Origin of the sequence: Stenotrophomonas sp. TWI169 (assembly GCF_039674705.1) — a bacterium.
GTDB classification, from domain to species: domain Bacteria; phylum Pseudomonadota; class Gammaproteobacteria; order Xanthomonadales; family Xanthomonadaceae; genus Stenotrophomonas; species Stenotrophomonas maltophilia_P.
The window spans coordinates 16549-33151 of record NZ_JBDJOB010000033.1; the positions used below are offsets into that span (position 1 = coordinate 16549).

General features: G+C 68.3%; 18 protein-coding genes and 1 riboswitch. Of the genes, 9 read left to right on the forward strand and 9 right to left on the reverse strand.

What is annotated here, in order from left to right; translation table 11 throughout:
* Positions 1-44 precede the first annotated feature (44 nt).
* Positions 45-527, forward strand: a complete 483-nt coding sequence (locus tag ABE543_RS17755) for a GAF domain-containing protein (RefSeq protein ID WP_053518280.1) — start codon at positions 45-47, stop codon at positions 525-527.
* Positions 524-886 carry a TfoX/Sxy family protein gene (locus ABE543_RS17760; protein WP_180875786.1) on the forward strand — a complete coding sequence of 121 codons (363 nt, stop codon included), beginning with the start codon at positions 524-526 and terminating at the stop codon, positions 884-886. Before ABE543_RS17755 ends, ABE543_RS17760 begins: the two co-directional genes overlap by 4 nt.
* A gap of 15 nt (positions 887-901) precedes the next feature.
* Here the strand turns inward: ABE543_RS17760 and ABE543_RS17765 are convergent, their stop codons facing one another.
* Positions 902-1480, reverse strand: a complete 579-nt coding sequence (locus ABE543_RS17765; protein WP_065175373.1) for a histidine phosphatase family protein — start codon at positions 1478-1480, stop codon at positions 902-904.
* Positions 1481-1632: 152 nt separating this feature from the next.
* A riboswitch (cobalamin riboswitch) is annotated at positions 1633-1855 on the forward strand.
* Positions 1856-1970: 115 nt separating this feature from the next.
* On the opposite strand from ABE543_RS17765, the gene btuB reads away from it, so the two are divergent.
* Positions 1971-3812, forward strand: coding sequence for a TonB-dependent vitamin B12 receptor (gene btuB / locus ABE543_RS17770; protein WP_346475963.1), 1842 nt, complete (start codon positions 1971-1973; stop codon positions 3810-3812).
* 27 nt (positions 3813-3839) lie between these two features.
* On the opposite strand, the gene gph is transcribed toward btuB, so the two are convergent.
* Positions 3840-4508 carry a phosphoglycolate phosphatase gene (gene gph, locus ABE543_RS17775; protein WP_346475964.1) on the reverse strand — a complete coding sequence of 223 codons (669 nt, stop codon included), beginning with the start codon at positions 4506-4508 and terminating at the stop codon, positions 3840-3842.
* Positions 4509-4570: 62 nt separating this feature from the next.
* On the reverse strand, positions 4571-5500 hold the full coding sequence (locus ABE543_RS17780) for a LysR family transcriptional regulator (protein ID WP_180875789.1): 930 nt from the start codon (positions 5498-5500) through the stop codon (positions 4571-4573).
* A gap of 109 nt (positions 5501-5609) precedes the next feature.
* Here ABE543_RS17780 and ABE543_RS17785 point away from each other — a divergent pair, with 109 nt between their 5' ends.
* Together ABE543_RS17785 and ABE543_RS17790 are read left to right on the forward strand one after the other, a co-directional pair.
* Positions 5610-6248, forward strand: coding sequence for an NAD(P)H-binding protein (locus ABE543_RS17785; protein ID WP_053518270.1), 639 nt, complete (start codon positions 5610-5612; stop codon positions 6246-6248).
* A gap of 47 nt (positions 6249-6295) precedes the next feature.
* Entirely contained in the window at positions 6296-7207 is a 912-nt protein-coding gene (locus ABE543_RS17790) for an MBL fold metallo-hydrolase (protein WP_197600645.1), read from the forward strand.
* Positions 7208-7220: 13 nt separating this feature from the next.
* Here the strand turns inward: ABE543_RS17790 and dinB are convergent, their stop codons facing one another.
* Positions 7221-8315: a DNA polymerase IV gene (dinB, locus tag ABE543_RS17795; protein WP_346475965.1), complete on the reverse strand. Its 1095-nt coding sequence runs from the start codon at positions 8313-8315 to the stop codon at positions 7221-7223.
* Positions 8316-8505: 190 nt separating this feature from the next.
* Here dinB and fabA point away from each other — a divergent pair, with 190 nt between their 5' ends.
* Entirely contained in the window at positions 8506-9021 is a 516-nt protein-coding gene (fabA, locus tag ABE543_RS17800; protein WP_053518264.1) for a 3-hydroxyacyl-[acyl-carrier-protein] dehydratase FabA, read from the forward strand.
* Entirely contained in the window at positions 9021-10229 is a 1209-nt protein-coding gene (gene fabB, locus ABE543_RS17805; RefSeq protein WP_065182526.1) for a beta-ketoacyl-ACP synthase I, read from the forward strand. Before fabA ends, fabB begins: the two co-directional genes overlap by 1 nt.
* A gap of 111 nt (positions 10230-10340) precedes the next feature.
* Here fabB and ABE543_RS17810 read toward each other — a convergent pair whose 3' ends face one another.
* The 3 genes from ABE543_RS17810 to ABE543_RS17820 are packed head-to-tail and all read right to left on the reverse strand — an operon-like array spanning position 10341 to position 12789.
* Positions 10341-11030, reverse strand: a complete 690-nt coding sequence (locus ABE543_RS17810) for an HAD family phosphatase (protein ID WP_128990511.1) — start codon at positions 11028-11030, stop codon at positions 10341-10343.
* Positions 11027-11728 (reverse strand): pseudouridine synthase, encoded by a 702-nt coding sequence (locus tag ABE543_RS17815; protein WP_346475966.1) that lies wholly within the window; start codon positions 11726-11728, stop codon positions 11027-11029. The genes ABE543_RS17810 and ABE543_RS17815 overlap by 4 nt, the downstream gene beginning before the upstream one ends.
* The gene (locus tag ABE543_RS17820; protein WP_180875793.1) at positions 11725-12789 is read right to left on the reverse strand and encodes a class I SAM-dependent methyltransferase; all 1065 of its coding nucleotides are present in this window, start codon (positions 12787-12789) and stop codon (positions 11725-11727) included. Before ABE543_RS17820 ends, ABE543_RS17815 begins: the two co-directional genes overlap by 4 nt.
* Positions 12790-12948: 159 nt before the next feature.
* Here ABE543_RS17820 and ABE543_RS17825 point away from each other — a divergent pair, with 159 nt between their 5' ends.
* On the forward strand, positions 12949-13212 hold the full coding sequence (locus tag ABE543_RS17825) for a hypothetical protein (protein WP_053518254.1): 264 nt from the start codon (positions 12949-12951) through the stop codon (positions 13210-13212).
* A 73-nt stretch (positions 13213-13285) separates the two neighbouring features.
* Here the strand turns inward: ABE543_RS17825 and ABE543_RS17830 are convergent, their stop codons facing one another.
* Together ABE543_RS17830 and ABE543_RS17835 are read right to left on the reverse strand one after the other, a co-directional pair.
* Complete coding sequence (locus ABE543_RS17830) at positions 13286-13579, reverse strand: DUF3247 family protein (RefSeq protein ID WP_197600640.1); 294 nt, start codon at positions 13577-13579, stop codon at positions 13286-13288.
* A gap of 44 nt (positions 13580-13623) precedes the next feature.
* Positions 13624-15609, reverse strand: a complete 1986-nt coding sequence (locus ABE543_RS17835; protein WP_053518251.1) for an ATP-binding protein — start codon at positions 15607-15609, stop codon at positions 13624-13626.
* Between the two features lie 248 nt (positions 15610-15857).
* On the opposite strand from ABE543_RS17835, the gene ABE543_RS17840 reads away from it, so the two are divergent.
* A complete protein-coding gene (locus ABE543_RS17840; RefSeq protein WP_053518248.1) occupies positions 15858-16424 on the forward strand; it encodes a DUF3016 domain-containing protein in 567 nt (188 codons plus the stop codon).
* Positions 16425-16603: the final 179 nt, after the last annotated feature.

Sequence of the window (16603 nt, forward strand, 5' to 3'; positions counted from 1 at the left end):
AGCGTGCATTATCGCTGGCCCGGCACGCTTGCTAGACTGCGGTCATGTTCGCCAATGCCTCGCTTACCGGCAGCAAGCCGGAACAATACGCCCAGTTGCTTGAACAGGCCCGTGGCCTGGTCCATGGAGAGTCCGACCGCATCGCCAACGCGGCCAATCTCTCGGCGCTGGTCTTCCACGCCCTGCCCGACCTGAACTGGGTGGGTTTCTATCTCTACGATGGCCAGGAGCTGGTGGTCGGCCCGTTCCAGGGGCTGCCGGCCTGCGTGCGCATTCCGCTGGACAAGGGCGTGTGTGGTGCCGCGGCCCGCCAGCGCGTGACCCAGCGCGTCGACGATGTCGATGCCTTTCCGGGCCACATCGCCTGCGACTCGGCCTCCCGCTCGGAACTGGTTGTTCCGCTGCTGCGCGGCGATGAACTGATCGGAGTCTTCGACATCGACAGCCCGAAGACCGGTCGCTTCGATGCCGATGACCAGGCCGGACTGGAAGCCATCGCGCGCGTCTTCGTCGAGGCGCTGGGATGAGTGCGCCGAAGCTGCGCAACATCGGTCCGAAAAGTGCGGCGTGGCTGCGCCAGGTCGGTCTGCGCAGCCGTGACGATCTGGCCGCCGTCGGCGCGGTGGGTGCCTTCGTCAAGGTCAAGCGCGCCGGCTTCAAGCCCAGCCTGAACCTGCTCTACTCGCTGGAAGGCGCCCTGCTGGACTGCCATTGGCAGGAACTGAGCGAGCCGCAGCGCGAGGCGCTGGTGCAGGACTACGAAGCGCGCATCGCCGCGCACCCGCTGAAGGCGGCCGGCCCGGCCTCGGGGCCGGTGCACGAGCAGCGATTCGACGCAGACGACGACGCAGAAGAAAACGTGGCCGGAAGCGCCGACGAGGACTGATCGGCGCCGGCCGGATCAGGGCTGCTGCAACTCCAGCAGCTCGCCCACCAGGCCTGCCTCGCCACGCTCCAGCCTGACCCGCAGGCGCGTACCGTGGTCGATGCGCAGCGCCCAGCACAGCGACATCGGCAGGCCGCAGACCTGTGACAGCACCATGCGCAGCGGGCCACCGTGGCTGACCACGACGGTCGGCAGCGGGTCGTCATCGTCGAGCAGTCGGTCGAGCGCACGCGCGATGCGCCGCTCGAAGTGCCCCCAGCTTTCGCCGTTGGGCGGCGGATACGCATGCGGATCAGCATGGAATGCCGCCAGCGCCTGCTCCGGCAGGTCGAACAGTGCCTGCCCGTCCCAGTCGCCGAAGTCGAGTTCTTCCCACTCCTCGTCCGCATCCACGTCCAGCCCGCGCGGGGTGGCCAGCGCCATCGCTGTGTGCAGTGACCGCAGGCGGGGCGAGCTGATCACCCGTTCCCAGGGCTGCGTGGCGTAGGCCTCCACCAGTTCCTGTGGCAGGCGGGCCAGCTGCGGTGGATCGCTGCGGCCATCGAGGTACTCGTCGCGACCGTTGCCGGCGTGGCGGACCAGGTCGAGGATCATGCATGCGTCCTGTGCAGGCAACGCGGGGACAGCGGAAAACGGGCGGACATCGGCAACGGCACCACGGGATCAAGCAGCAATTCTAGTGGCTGGGGATCATCAGCTCCACAGACATTGCCGCATATGCGCCGCACCGGGCATGCCGATGCCGTAGACTGCGCGCACTTCCAGGTGACCTGCGGCATGGCCGGCAGGTTGAAACGGGAAGCCGGTGACGCGTGAACCCACGCCATGCCGGCGCTGCCCCCGCAACGGTAAGCACGTCAGTTCCAGGCAGTACCGCCACTGTGCCAACAGCATGGGAAGGCGCCTGGACGGTGGCCTCGCGCCGCCTGGCGGCAAGCCCGGAGACCGGCCCGGAAGCCTCAGGTCGCGATGCGGTGGGCATGGCGCTGGATGTCCGCAGCACTGCCTGCGGCATCGGCGCTTGCCTGCCTCCGCGGCTCCTCCCCTTCGCCACGCGGGCGTGCGTGGCACCTGGAGTCCTCCGATGAAGCTGCAGTCCCGATTGCTTTCCCTGGCCGTATTGGCCGCCCTGCCCGCGTTGGCCCAGGCCGATGATGGCGCCCGCGCGCTCGATCCCATCCTGGTCACGGCCACCCGCACCCCCATCGCCCTGCAGGACAGCATCGCGCCTGCGCAGGTGATCGACCGGACGCAGATCGAGTCCAGCCAGGCCACTTCGCTGCAGGACCTGCTGCGTGGCCGCGCCGGCATCAACCTCACCAACGCCGGCGGCCTGGGCAAGCAGAGCTCGCTGTTCCTGCGCGGCACCAACTCCGGCCACACGGTGGTGCTGGTCGACGGCGTGCGCATCAACAGCGCCGATCTCGGCCTGGCGATGATCCAGGACCTGCCGCTGGCGCAGATCGAACGCGTGGAGATCGTGCGCGGCCCGCAGTCCAGCCTGTATGGCGCCGACGCCATCGGCGGTGTGATCCAGATCTTCACCCGCCGCAACCAGGGCGACTTCGCGCCACATCTGCAGCTGGGCGGTGGCAGCAATGGCCTGCGTGAGGCCAGCGGCGGCATCGGTGGCAGCAGCGAACGCGGCTGGTTCGGCGCCGACATCGCCTACCAGCATTCCGATGGCATCGATGCCTGCCGGGGCTCGGCCACGCTGTTCACCGGCTGCTTCGCCGACGAACCCGACCGCGACGGCTACCGCAACCTCTCCAAGAGCCTGCGCGGCGGCTACAACTTCAACGAGCAGTGGACGGTGGAGGGCAGCGCGCTGCGCGCCGACGGCCAGAACCACTACGACGGCTACTACAACTACTCCGAGACGCGCCAGCAGGTACTGTCCGGCAAGGTCCGCTACACGCCGGCCGAACGGCTGGTGCTGACCGCCAACGTCGGTCGCAGTGACAACGAATCGGACAACGTCGGCGCGGACGGCGTGCATGGCAGCGCGCAGACGCATCGTGACAGCGCGTCGCTGCAGGGCGACTTCGGCGTGGCCGAAGGCCAGCTGCTGAGTGCCGGCGTGGACTGGAGTGAGGACAACCTGGACGGCAGCAGTGCCGGCTATCGTGTCGACAGCCGTCGCAACACCGGTGTGTTCGTGCAGTACCAGGGGCGCTTCGGCCGGCACCAGTTGCAGGCCAGCGCGCGCAACGACGACAACGAGCAGTTCGGCAACCATGCCACCGGCAGCATCGGCTGGGCGATGGAGCTGGATCACGGCCTGCGCATCAACGCCAGCTACGGCACGGCCTTCAAGGCACCCACCTTCAGCGACCTGTATGACCCGTGGAGCGGCGTGCCGACACTGGATCCTGAGAAGTCGAAGAGCGCCAACCTGGGCATTTCGCAGCAGGGCCAGGGCTGGCGCTGGGGCCTGGATGTGTACGAGACCCGCATCGATGACCTGATCACCTACGATGCAGCCACCTTCAGGATGCAGCAGGTGGAGAAGGCGCGCATCCGCGGTGCCGAACTGACCGGCGGCGTCGTGCTGGCCGGCTTCGACATCGCTGCACAGCTGAGCTACACCGACCCGCGCAACCGCACGAACGGCAGCAGCCAGTTCGACAACTGGCTGCCGCGCCGTGCACAGCAGACGGCACGGCTGGATGTGGATCGCCGCTTCGGCGCATTCCGTGCCGGCCTGACCGTACAGGGTGCGGGCAAGCGCTATGACGATGCCGCCAACACGGTGAAGGTCGGCGGCTATGGCACGTTGGATCTGCGCGCCGAGTACGCGCTCACGCCATCGTGGTCGCTGCTGGCCCGGGCAACCAATGTGTTCGACCGCAGGTACGAGACCGTGGCGTGGTTCAACCAGCCGGGCCGCGAGTATCAGCTGAGCGTGCGCTACCAGCCGAAATGAGCAGGCGCGCCGGGCGCAGGCCCGGCGCTATACCCGGATGCGCGCGGCCAGGCCCGGCAGTTCGCGCAGATCGTCGATCACCGCCACCGCAGCTGCGGTGGCCAGGTCCAGGCCACGCGGATAACCGTAGCGCACCAGCACGATCGGCATTCCCGCGTCTTCCGCCGCGCGATAATCGGTCAACGAATCCCCCACCATCAGGCATGCATCCACCGGCAACCCGAAATGTGCAGCGATGTGCCGCAGTGGGTCGCCGCTGGGCTTGCGCTGCGGCAGCGAATCGCCGCCCAGCACCAGCGCGAACGCATCGCCGATGCCCAGATGCTGCAGCAGCGGCGGCACCAGCGCTGCAGGCTTGTTGGTGCAGATGGCCAGCGGCACAGCGCGTTCCCGCAGCTGCGCCAGTGCTTCGGCCACACCGTCGAACAGGCGTGGGCTGCGCAGCAGGCACTCACGGTAATGCACCATGAACACCGGCATGACCTCGGCCAGATCGACCTGCCGCCCTGCGGCATGCACGGCCTGCTCGACCAGCCGGCGGACACCGTCGCCAATCCAGCCCAGCACGGTGGCTTCCGGCACACGGGCCAGGCCGATGTCCTCCAGCGTGCGGTTCAGGGCTTCGGCGATATCGGCGGCGCTGTCGACCAGCGTGCCATCGAGGTCGAATACGACCAGCGGATAGGGATACGACACGCAACGCACCTGTACGACGTGGGGCCGCTCATTGTATGCCGTGTGCGCATCGCACCGGGATGTCATGCAGGTTCCACACGCGCCGGTCGCCAGTCCAGATCCTGGAAGGCCGGGCTGGCGAAGCACTCGCCCAGGAAGTCGAGGAACCGCCGCATGATCGCCGACTGCTGGCGACGCGATACGTACACCGCATGAATGCCCAGCTCGTCCAGGGTATACGCCGGCAGCAGTTCCACCAGCTCGCCACTGCGCAGCAACGGCGCCACCTGGTAGGTGGGCAGCATCGCAATGCCGGCGCTGGCGCGAACGGCTTCGAGCAGCAATGACGCTTCGTTGGCGCTGATGTTGCCGCCCACCGCCACCGACTGCGAACGTCCGTCGCGGTGCAGGTGCCACAGGCTCTTGCCCACGTAGTGATGGGTCAGGCAGTTGTGTGCGGCCAGATGTTCCGGGGCGGTCGGCGTGCCGCGCACCTCCAGGTAACCGGGCGTGGCGCACAGCACCGAGCGGCATGTGGCCAGCCGCCGCGCGATCAGGCTGGGGTCGATCTGCCGGGCGATGCGTACCGCCAGATCCACCCGCTCCTCGACCAGATTCACCGTGCGATCGACCAGCAGCAGTTCGATGCGCGCCGCCGGATGGCGCTTGACGAAGTCGGCCACGGCGCGCGCCAGATGGCTCTGCCCGAACGAGACGCTGGCGGTCACCCGCAGCGTGCCATGCGGTTCGGGATCGTCGCTGGCCAGTTCGCCCTGCAGCGCCTCGCCGATCTCCAGCATCTGCCGGAAGCGCGCCAGCGCCGCCTCCCCCGGGCCGGTCAGGCTGACCCGGCGCGTGGTCCGGTGCAGCAGGCGCGCCCCCAGCCAGGCCTCCACCTCGGCGAGGTAACGGGTGACCATCGCCCGCGACATGTCCAGCACCTCAGCGGCGGCCGTGAGGCTGCCGCGCTCGGCCACCTCGATGAACACGGTCATGGCGGTCAGTCGATCCATCTGCTCGATCCATGCAACAAACAAGCGCGTTATACGCTGTTTTTCGGACAATTGCAGCGTCCTACAGTGGCCCCGTCGTCTTCCCCTCCCCTTGCTTATGGAGTTCGCCATGAAAATCGCCCTCGTCGGTGCCACCGGCAACATCGGCCGCCAGATCGCGCGCCACGCGCTGGCCGCCGGCCACGAATTGACCCTGATCGTGCGCAGCACGCAGGACCTGCCGGCGGAGCTGGCCGGTGCCCATCCGGTGATCGCCGCGCTGGATGATCCCGACGCACTGGCCGCGGCCATCGCCGGCCACGACGTGCTGGCCAGCGCCTACGGGCCACGTCCGGGCGATGACATCAGCCGCGTCGGCGAAGTGGCCGGACAGCTGGCAGCCGCGGCACGCAAGGCCGGGGTGCCGCGCCTGGTCGTGGTCGGCGGTGCCGGCAGCCTGGAAGTGGCACCGGGTGTGCAGCTGGTCGATACACCGGATTTCCCGGAGGCGTACAAGCCTTATGCCCTGGCCCACCGCGAAGCACTCAAGCGCCTGCAGGCGGTAGACGACCTCGACTGGACCTTCTTCTCGCCGGCCGCGGAAATCGGACCGGGCGAAGAGCGTGGCCAGTACCGCGTGCAGGCCAAGGCCTTCCTCGCCGACGCCAGCGGCCACAGCCGCATCAGCTACGCCGACTATGGCGCTGCCTTCGTGGCGGAACTCGAGGCGCATGCCTTCCCGAAGCAGATCATCACTGCGGCGTACTGATCGACCTACATGCCGGGCATGGCCCGGCGCTGCACAAGGAGTTCCGCATGCGTTCCGTTGCCCTGCTGCTTCCGCTTGCACTGGTCACCAGCTTCGCCAGCGCCCCGCTGCTGGCCGCACCGGCTGCCCCGGCGCCGGCCACGGCGGCGAAATCACAGCTGCACCTGCAGTACTTCCATCCTGGCCCGCAGGCGATGTTCTCCGTGTCATCGGTGCTGATCGAAGGCCGCCACGATGCGATCCTGGTCGACGCGCAGTTCGCGGCCAGCGACGCGCGCAGGCTGGTCGAGCTGGTCCGTGCCAGCGGCAAGCAACTGACCACGATCTACATCAGTCATGGCGATCCGGATTACTACTTCGGCCTGGGCACGCTGCAGGACGCCTTCCCGCACGCACGCATCGTCGCCACTGCGCAGACCGTGGCCCACATCCAGCAGACCCACGCCGGCAAGCGTGCCTACTGGGGCCCGAAGATGGGGGCCGACGCACCGGCGCGCATCGTTGTACCGCAGGTGCTGGAGGGCGATGCGCTGCTGCTGGAAGGGCAGCGCCTGCCCTTGATCGGACGCGATGGCCCTACGCCGGACCGCAGCGTGCTGTGGGTGCCTTCACTGCGCGCGATCGTCGGTGGCATCCCCGTGGTCGCCGGCGAGCATGTGTGGATGGCCGACACGCAGACCCCGAAGTCGCATGCCGACTGGCTGCAGACCCTGCAGCGACTGCAGGCACTGAAGCCGCAGGTGGTGGTACCGGGCCATTACGCGCAAGGGGCAGCGCTGGATGCCAGTGCGCTGCGCTTCACCGCCGGGTACATCCGTGCGTTCGATGCGGAAGCGGCCAAAGCGAAGGACAGCCAGGCGCTGGTGAAGGCGATGCAGGCGCGTTACCCGCGGCTGGAGGGCGTGGAATCGCTGCAGCTGAGCGCGAAGGTGGCCAAGGGTGAAATGCAGTGGCCGTGAGGCAGGACCGCGGTCAGGGGCGCTGCGGATCGTTCGACGCCTGCTCGAACAGCTCCCCCTGCACCACCGGTTCCTTGTCGCGGAAACCGCCCAGGCCGACGCCCACCAGGCGATAGCGCGTGTCGGCCGGCAGGTCCACGCGCGCGCGCAGCGCCAGCGCGGCATCGCGCAGCTCCTCCATCGATTCCGGCGGGCGGTCCGGGGTGAAGCTGCGGGTGAGGATGCGGAACTGCGCCGTCTTCAGCTTCAGCACCACGGTGTGGCCCACGCGTTCCGTCCGGCGCGTGGCGTTCCAGGTTTTCTCTGCCAGCTGCACGATGGCCTCGCCCAGGTCTTCAAGCAGCAGGTCCTCGGCAAAGGTGTCCTCGGAAGAGATCGACTGCACCGGCTGGTCCGGCTCCACCGGCCGTTCATCGACGCCGCGTGCACGGTTGTAGAGGCTGCGGCCGAAGCTGCCGAACGCGTCCTCCAGATCCGCCAGCGCCCATTGCCGCAGGTCACCGCAGGTGATGATGCCGCGCGCCGTCAGTTTGCCTTCCATCACCTTGCCCACGCCGGGCACGCGGCTGACCGGCAGCGGCGCCAGGAATGCGTCCACCCGTTGCGGTGGAATCACGAACTGGCCGTCGGGCTTGCGCCAGTCCGAGGCGATCTTGGCCAGGAACTTGTTCGGCGCGATGCCCGCTGAAGCGGTCAGCTGGGTCTCGTCGCGGATCTGTGCGCGGATCGTGCGTGCGATCTCGGTTGCCAGCTCGATGCCACTTTTCGGCTCGGTCACGTCCAGATAGGCCTCATCCAGCGACAGCGGCTCGACCAGGTCGGTATGGCGCAGGAAAATCTCGCGCACCTGGCGCGACACGGCCTTGTAACGCGCGAAGTCCGGCGGCACGAAGATCGCGTCCGGGCACAGGCGCTCGGCACGCATCGCCGGCATCGCCGAACGCACGCCGAACACGCGCGCTTCGTAGGACGCCGCGCATACCACCGAGCGCGCACCGCGCCACGCCACCACCACCGGCCTGCCGCGCAGTGAGGGATCGTCGCGCTGCTCCACCGACGCGTAGAAGGCGTCCATGTCGACGTGGATGATCTTGCGCAGTCGGGTCATGTCAGGTGTACGGGGCGGGTTCGGCGTGGGTGGGCCACACGCCGAGGTATGGTCGTTGCACATCAACAGGATGCGCGTATTCCATTGAAAACACTACGGTTGCGTACGGTTGAAATGTTTGATCGGCAGCGCTTCCAAGGGCATTCTCGAGCACTTGTATCCCTGTTCGTCGCTTCCAGGATTGCGTTTCATGACTCGTCTCCACGCGTTCAACCGCGACCAGCTGCTGGCCAGCGCACGCGGTGAACTGTTCGGCGCCGCCGCCGGCCGTCTGCCCAACGACCCGATGCTGATGTTCGACCGCATCACCGACATCCGCGAGGACGGCGGCCCGCATGGCAAGGGCATGGTACGCGCCGAACTGGATATCCGCCCGGACCTGTGGTTCTTCGGCTGCCACTTCATCGGCGACCCGGTGATGCCCGGCTGCCTGGGCCTGGATGCGATGTGGCAGCTGACCGGCTTCTACCTGACCTGGCTGGGTGCTCCCGGCAAGGGCCGCGCCCTGGGCTGCGGCGAGGTCAAGTTCACCGGCCAGGTACTGCCGGACGCCAAGCGCGTGCGCTACGAGATCGACATCACGCGCGTCATCAACCGCAAGCTGGTGATGGCCCAGTCCGACGCCCGCATGTATGTGGACGATCGCGAGATCTACAACGCTCGCGACCTGCGCGTGGGCCTGTTCACCGAAACCGGGAGCTTCTGATGCGTCGTGTCGTCATCACCGGCATGGGCATCACGTCCTGCCTCGGCAATGATCTGGATACCGTCTCTTCCGCACTGCGCGAGGGGCGTGCCGGCATCACCGCATTGGCCGACCACGCCGAAGCGGGCCTGCGCAGCCAGATCGGCGGCCGTGTCGACCTCGACCTGGACGCCCTGATCGACCGCAAGCAGAAGCGCTTCATGAGCGATGCAGCAGCGTTCGCCTACATCGCCATGCGCGATGCCATCGCCGATGCCGGGCTGGACGAGGCGCAGGTCAGTGGCCTGCGCACCGGCCTGATCGCCGGCTCCGGCGGCGGCTCCAGCGAGTGGCAGATCGGCGCGGTCGATCTGCTGCGTGCACGTGGCGTGCGCAAGGTCGGCCCGTACATGGTGCCGCGCACGATGTGCTCCACCGTGTCGGCGTGCCTGGCCACCGCGTTCCAGATCAAGGGCGTGAGCTACTCGCTGTCGGCGGCCTGCGCGACGTCGGCGCACTGCATCGGCGCCGCCGCGGACATGATCCGGCACGGCGCGCAGGACATCATGTTCGCCGGCGGTGGTGAAGACCTGCACTGGTCGATGAGCGTGATGTTCGATGCGATGGGCGCGCTGTCGACCAGTTTCAACGACACCCCGGCCAGCGCGTCGCGCCCCTACGACAAGGACCGCGACGGCTTCGTCATCGCCGGTGGTGGCGGCATGCTGGTGCTGGAAGACTACGATCATGCGGTTGCGCGCGGCGCACGCATTTATGCCGAGCTGATCGGTTATGGCGTGACATCCGATGGTGCGGACATGGTGGCACCGTCCGGCGAGGGCGCGGTGCGCTGCATGAAGATGGCACTGCAGAACGTGGACCGCCCGCTGGACTACCTCAACACGCACGGTACCTCGACCCCGCTGGGCGATGTCACCGAACTCAACGCGATCCGCGAGGTGTTCGGCGAGGCCGTGCCGCCGCTGTCCTCGACCAAGGCGCTGTCCGGCCATTCGCTGGGCGCGGCCAGCGTGCACGAAGCCATCTACTGCCTGCTGATGATGCGCGATGGCTTTGTTGCCGGCTCGGCCAACATCAGCGAGCTGGACCCGGCGGTGGAAGGCTTCCCGATCCTGCGCGAAAGCCGCGCACAGGTGCTGGACACGGTGATGTCCAACAGTTTCGGCTTCGGCGGCACCAACGCGGCTCTGGTGTTCGGCCGGGTCTGATCGCCCGCCATTGGCCTGCACGGTCGCCGGGCATGGCCCGGCGCTACCGCGTAGTCGGCAGCACCGCCTCTGGTAGCGCCGGGCCATGCCCGGCGCAAAGGCAGCGCGCGCCTACGCCAAGCGCGGCAGCAGCGGCAGCAGCAGGGCGTGCGCGTCGCGCAGCGAGCCGACGATGCGATGGCCGAGCGCGCGCAGTTCCTCATCGGGATGCACCAGGTCCGGCACCTGGATCACGGTCATGCCTGCGGCCAACGCCGCACGGGTCCCCGCAGGTGAGTCCTCCAGCGCCAGGCAGCGCTCCGGCGCCTGCCCCAGCCGCTGTGCGGCCAGCAGGTAGATGTCCGGCGCCGGCTTCGGCCGCGCCACGTCGCCACTGGTGATCACTGCATCGAAGTACGGCAGCAGACCGGCAGCGCCCAGCTTGCGGTTGGCCCGCGGCTGACGCGTGGTGGTCGCCACCGCACGCGGAATCGCATGCGCCTTCAGCAGTTCCAGCAGCTCCAGGATGCCCGGCCGCAGAGGCAGGCCGGTCTGCGTGCGTTGCTCATACAGATCATGGCAGCGCAGCGCCATCGCCTCGATCACACTGTCCTCCACGCCCTGCTGGCGCAGCAGCGATTGGCTGTCGCGATCGCCAAGGCCGACCATGCGCACGAAGAAGGATGCATCCAGCGGCAGGCCGAACGCTTCGGCAGCCTCACACCAGCAGGCGATGGACACCCGCTCGCTGTCGATCATCAGGCCGTCCATGTCGAAGATGACGGCGTCGGGAAGAAACGGCAGCGCAGCGATGACAGTCATGGAGCGAACAGCGTATCCAGGTCGGTGGAGGTCAGCAGCCGCCATTGCCCCTCGGCCAGCCCCTCCAGGTCCAGGCCACCGACGCGGCTGCGGTGCAGTGCCTGCACATGGTTGCCGGTAGCGGCGAACATGCGGCGCACCTGATGGTAGCGGCCTTCATGCAGTACCAGGCGCGCCTTGCGTGGATCCAGCACCTCCAGTTCAGCCGGCAGCAGGGCGGTCTTCTCCGACTCCAGCATCAGCGTGCCGCTGGCGAACAGGGCCACTTCGTCGCCGCGCAGGTCTTGGGCCAGCTCCACCTCGTAGACCTTGGGCAGTTTCGACTTCGGCGAGATGATCCGGTGCAGCAGGCCGCCATCATCGGTCAACAGCAGCAGGCCGCTGGTGTCGCGGTCCAGCCGGCCGACCGTGGACAGCACCGGGTCGCGGTCGCGGAAACGCGGCGGCAGCAGATCGTAGATCAGGCGGCCGGTGTCCTTGGTCGAGCAGGTGTAGCCGGCCGGCTTGTGCAGCGCGATCGACAGCCCCGGCGGCGGATCCAGCGGCTCGCCGTCGACCCGCACGGCCTCGTGCGGCACCTGGTCGTCGGCATATAGCACCTCGCCGTCGGCGTCGGTGATACGGCCTTCGCGGAACATCCACTGCACCTGCTTGCGGCTGCCATAGCCCAGGTTGGCGATGTGCTTGACCAGCTTCATCGGCCCTTCCCCTTTACCGCTTCGACCAGCTTGAACCCGTCACGCTCGGCGACCACGCGCACCGCGCCGAAGCTGTCGTTGAGCGTGTGTTCGTACGGCAGGTGGCGGTTGGCCACCACATACAGGCGACCGCCCGGACGCAGCGCCTGCGCCGCCACGGCGATGAAGCGCTGGCCGATATCCGGCCGGTCCGCGCGCGACGGGGTATGGAACGGCGGATTGCTGATGATGACGTCGTACCCCGGCTCGATGCCGGCGGTGACGTCCCGCCACAGGAAGCGCAGCGGCAGCGGGCGCGGCGGTGGTGCAAGATTCAGCTCGGCAAGTGCCAGGGCCCGCTGCTCGGCTTCGTACAGATCCAGCGCGGTGATCTTCGGGCAACGCTCCAGCAGCTCGCGCGACAGGTAGCCATAGCCGGCCCCGAGGTCGGCCGCGCGTCCGGCCAGATCGGCCGGAAGGTGCTCGGCCAGCAGCGCCGAAGCCGGGTCGATGCGGTCCCAGGCGAACACGCCCGGGCGGCTGAGGAAGCGGCCACCCACGATCGGCCGCACCGCATCCAGCGCGCTCCAGCGCTTGGCCAGGTCGGCATCGTGCTGGCCCTGCAGTGGCGGGGTCCAGTACACCCGGCAATGGTTCTTGGTCAGGCTGCCGCCGAGGCCGGCCAGCTGCTTGAGGTCGCCCTCGCCGGAGCGCGCGCCCTCGTTGTTGGACTGGCAGGCGACGATGCGGCCCCCTTCTGCGGCCAATGCCAGGGCACGGGCGAACAGCGCGCGGGCCTCCTCGCGCTGGCGCGGCGGCAGCACCAGCACCAGCGGGTAGCGGCCCCGGCCCGCGACATCGTCAAGCTGGCCGCTGACGGTCCAGCCGGCGGCCTGCTGCAGGGGCTGCGCGAACGGCGCAAAACTCTGCTCGCAGTGCACCTCGCGCCCGCCGGCCTGCTCACGCAGTGGCCAGCCGTCGCGGGCACGCAGGAACGCAACCGGCCCGTCCGGCCAGCGCAGCGCGCCCTGGGAGAACGGCAGGAACAGGGTCTGCAGGGGGGCGTCGTCGCTGGCGGCCATCGGCGCGGTTACTTGAAGCGTGAGGGCCGTCCATTGTACCGGCTCGCGCGGTCCGGCCCGGCAGGCCACTTTGCGAAACTTCAACGGGGCATTGATGCCCCAGCAACATCGGACCCTTCAGGGTAGAGGTCCCCCGAGACTTCCAGCAGGAGAATCCGCATGCGTGCCTTGTTCGTCGGTGGCGTGGTCGACAACAGCGAAATGGACCTGGAAGGCAGCCATCCTCCCGTGCACTACCCCGAGGACACCGGCGGTGGACATTCACGCTACCGGCTGCACCAGGTCGGCCACGGCGCCGATGGCAGCGTGGCATACGCGGTATACGGCGCGCCGGACCTGGCCGACGACGAGGTGGCGCGGGTGGCGGAGGAACGCGCCTATGCCCGGCGGTTCGAGGCAACGCCGACGGTGTTCGAGCACTGACGTGCCTGTCGCGCCCGAGCCGAGGCCCGGGCGTGCGGACCGCAGCCGGGCGTGAGCCCGGCCCCATCCCGCATCACGTCGTTCGGGGTGGCAGCTGGCGGATGCTGGCGATCTCGTCCAGCCAGACATGATGCTGCTGCACCGGCGTGTCGTAGTCGTCCAGGCGCAGCTGGCCGTTGCTGCCTTCGTCGCCGGCGTCGTTGCGGTACTGCTGCACCGTTGGGCGCACGGCGACCGTGCCCAGCAGGCGACGGCCATCGAGCAGGGTCAGTTCGACCTGCGTTTCGCCACCGAGCTGCGGCAGCAGGGATTCCAGGCGCGCGATCTGGGCCGGGTCGGTATGGATGCGTGGAGCAATGCGGGACATCGGTGAACCTCCTGCGTGCAGGGTCGCCGATCCACCGTGAATGCTCAGTGCAGCGCGCTGTCGGCGCGCGGCACCTGCACCTTGCGTACCGCAGCCACCAGCTGGGCCACCGAGTACGGCTTGGCCACATGCTCCTGGAAGCCGGAGGCCAGCGCGCGACGACGGTCATCCGCACGGGCCAGCGCGGTCACGGCCACCGCCGGCAGGGTCGCCGCATCCACGCCCATGTCTTCGCGCAGGGTGCGCACCAACCCATAACCATCCATACCCGGCATGCCGATGTCGGTCAGCATCACGTGGTACTGCAGGTGGCCGGCATCGGCCAGCAGCGCCAACGCTTCGCCGGCCGAACTGGCAGCCGACACCGTCGCGCCCTGCTCTTCCAGCATGCGCCGCAGGTACTCCAGCACTTCCGGCTGGTCTTCCACGGCCAGTACGTGCATGCCCCGCAGCGGATAGGGCTCGACGACCACCGGCTCCAGAATCGGCCCGCTGATCACCTCGCGCAGCGGCCGCCGCTCGGCATCGGGCAGATGCTGCGGCAGGCGTACGGTGAACGTGGCACCGTGGCCATGGCCTTCGCTGGCCGCAGTGACCGTGCCGCCGTGAAGCTCGACCAGCTGCTGCACGATCGCCAGGCCCAGGCCGAGTCCACCATGGCGGCGGGTGGTGGTGCCGTCGGCCTGCCGGAAGCGGCTGAACAGATGATTGAGGAACTCCGGAGCAATACCATCACCGGTATCGCGCACGGTGACCTCCCAGTGCTTGCCGTCGGCCCGCAGCTGCATCTCGATGCGGCCCTCGGCCGGCGTGAACTTGATGGCGTTCGACAACAGGTTCCAGAACACCTGCTGCAACCGCGTCGCATCCCCCAGCACCAGGCTGGGCTGCTCAGGCAGCCGCAACTGCACGTCCAGTGCCTTGCCCTCGGCCACCAGCTCCTGCGCGCCGATCGCCTCGCCCAGCAGTTCGCGCAGGTCCAGCACTTCCACTTCCAGCTGCACCTTGCCCAGCAGCATGCTGCTGAGGTCGAGCATGTCCGAGATCAGCCGCTTCTGTGCACCGGCGCTGTTGGCGATCACGCCCAGCCCCTTGTACAGCGGGCTGGTGTTGTCGACACGCTGCAGCAACAGCTCGCTCCAGCCAAGGATGGTGGTCAGCGGCGTGCGCAGTTCGTGCGACAGGGTCGCCAGGAATTCATCTTTCAGGCGCGCCATGTTCTCGGCGGCACTGCGTGCGGCGCGCTCGGACTGCAGCAGCTCTTCACGGGCCAGTTCGATCTCGCGGCGCTCGGTCACGTCCGGACTGCTGCCGGCCAGGCCGATGAATCGACCCATCCGCGAGAACCGAGGACGCGCGTTCATTTCCAGCCATCGCCACTGTCCGTCCGCACGCCGTGCGCGGACGAGGGCATGCATGGAGCGTTGCGCCTTCAACGCTTCCTGCAGTTCGTACTCGAACACCGACGCATCATCCGGATGCACCAGGCCGCGCCAGACATCCTCCGGCACACGCGTCTCGTCGCCACCAAAGAACTCACTGAAGGCGCTGTTGACGAAGCGCGCATGTCCGCGCTCATCCAGCACCCAGACCGGCATCGGCAGGCCATCGGCCAACGCGCTGAACCGGGCCTCGCTCTCGCCCAGCTCCAGCTCCATCTGCTTGCGTGCGGTGATGTCGAAGAACAGGATGCCGACCTTGTCCTCGCCGGGGCGGCCCACACGGACCGCGTCCACCGCGAACGAGCGCCCCAGCGCCCGCGCTTCCATCTCGAACTGCGCCGGCCGTCCGCTGCGCGCGACCTCGCCGTAGATGCGGTACCAGTCGCTCTCGTGGTTCGGTTCCAGCGCGCTCATGCACTTGCCGCGGGCGTCCTTGAGACCGGTGTGGCGCTCGAAAGCGTCATTCACCTCAAGGAAGCGGTAATCCACTGCGCGATCGGCGTCGAACATGACCTGGATCACACAAAAGCCGGCGTTGATGCGTTCAAGCACACCGCGATGCAGGTCGGGTTCGGGCGCCGGAACCATCAAGGGCGGGCGCTCCGCGAGGGGCGGCAGTGTGGACAAGGGCGTCTGGGGCGTACCGGATGGAGGCACAGCATCTTCCAAAGGACGTATTCACAGCGTCAAGCGCCGTCAGTCATGGTTGACGACCATGAATTGGCGGCAACCGCCGACGCTGTTGACGCATTCGGCCATTGCTGGGCCCCGCCAGCAGGATCACACTCGATGCGAGATCAACATCCGCCCCCATTCCGGGGACGCAGGAGACCGCCATGAACCGCTCTCTGTCCGCCACCCTGCTGCTGGCCGCGGCCCTTGCCGCGGGTGCTGCGAACGCCGCGCCGCGCACCGTCACCAGCCCGGATGCGCCGCGCACGCTGCAGGCCGACGGCCCGGTCAACGTGCAGTGGAACGATCCGGCGACATTCACCGAGATCCGCCAGAGCCACAACCGCTTCGAGGCCGAACGCGGCGACTGGGTGCAGCAGCTGGCGCGCTACCTGCAGACCAGCGCCGCCAAGCCGCTGCAGGCCGGGCAGACGCTGGACATCACCCTGGTCGACATCAAGCGCGCGGGCGACTACGAACCGTGGCATGGCCCGCGCGCCAATGACATCCGCGTGATGCGCGACATCTATCCGCCGCGCATCACCCTGCAGTACACGCTGAAGGACGCCAGCGGCCGCATCGTCGACGAGGGCGAGGCCAAGCTGACCGATACCGGCTACCTGCACACGCTCGGCCTGCGCAGCGACAGCGATCCGCTGCGCTACGAGAAGCGGCTGATCGATGACTGGGTGAAGCGGCAGCTGACCGCCCAGGCCACCGCCGCGCGTTGACCGACAACCGCCGGGCATTGCCCGGCGCTACCGCTGCACATCCGACACCCGCCGGGCATAGCCCGGCGCTACCGCTGCACATCCGACACCCGCCGGGCCTGGGGCGGCGCTCCCCCGGCACAGGCGACGCCCCGCGCGGCGCGGGGGGCAGGCGGGGTCGCCCCGCGCAGAAGCGGGGC

Bases quoted from the DNA above. Each gene is read 5' to 3' on its own strand.
- btuB (WP_346475963.1), top strand. From the start codon at position 1,971: ATGAAGCTGCAGTCCCGATTGCTTTCCCTGGCCGTATTGGCCGCCCTG.
- fabA (WP_053518264.1), top strand. From the start codon at position 8,506: ATGACTCGTCTCCACGCGTTCAACCGCGACCAGCTGCTGGCCAGCGCA.
- ABE543_RS17760 (WP_180875786.1), top strand. From the start codon at position 524: ATGAGTGCGCCGAAGCTGCGCAACATCGGTCCGAAAAGTGCGGCGTGG.
- ABE543_RS17815 (WP_346475966.1), bottom strand. From the start codon at position 11,728: ATGAAGCTGGTCAAGCACATCGCCAACCTGGGCTATGGCAGCCGCAAG.
- ABE543_RS17830 (WP_197600640.1), bottom strand. From the start codon at position 13,579: ATGTCCCGCATTGCTCCACGCATCCATACCGACCCGGCCCAGATCGCG.
- ABE543_RS17810 (WP_128990511.1), bottom strand. From the start codon at position 11,030: ATGACTGTCATCGCTGCGCTGCCGTTTCTTCCCGACGCCGTCATCTTC.
- ABE543_RS17840 (WP_053518248.1), top strand. From the start codon at position 15,858: ATGAACCGCTCTCTGTCCGCCACCCTGCTGCTGGCCGCGGCCCTTGCC.
- ABE543_RS17835 (WP_053518251.1), bottom strand. From the start codon at position 15,609: ATGGTTCCGGCGCCCGAACCCGACCTGCATCGCGGTGTGCTTGAACGC.
- ABE543_RS17755 (WP_053518280.1), top strand. From the start codon at position 45: ATGTTCGCCAATGCCTCGCTTACCGGCAGCAAGCCGGAACAATACGCC.
- ABE543_RS17825 (WP_053518254.1), top strand. From the start codon at position 12,949: ATGCGTGCCTTGTTCGTCGGTGGCGTGGTCGACAACAGCGAAATGGAC.
- ABE543_RS17785 (WP_053518270.1), top strand. From the start codon at position 5,610: ATGAAAATCGCCCTCGTCGGTGCCACCGGCAACATCGGCCGCCAGATC.
- ABE543_RS17780 (WP_180875789.1), bottom strand. From the start codon at position 5,500: ATGGATCGACTGACCGCCATGACCGTGTTCATCGAGGTGGCCGAGCGC.
- dinB (WP_346475965.1), bottom strand. From the start codon at position 8,315: ATGACCCGACTGCGCAAGATCATCCACGTCGACATGGACGCCTTCTAC.
- fabB (WP_065182526.1), top strand. From the start codon at position 9,021: ATGCGTCGTGTCGTCATCACCGGCATGGGCATCACGTCCTGCCTCGGC.
- ABE543_RS17820 (WP_180875793.1), bottom strand. From the start codon at position 12,789: ATGGCCGCCAGCGACGACGCCCCCCTGCAGACCCTGTTCCTGCCGTTC.
- ABE543_RS17790 (WP_197600645.1), top strand. From the start codon at position 6,296: ATGCGTTCCGTTGCCCTGCTGCTTCCGCTTGCACTGGTCACCAGCTTC.
- ABE543_RS17765 (WP_065175373.1), bottom strand. From the start codon at position 1,480: ATGATCCTCGACCTGGTCCGCCACGCCGGCAACGGTCGCGACGAGTAC.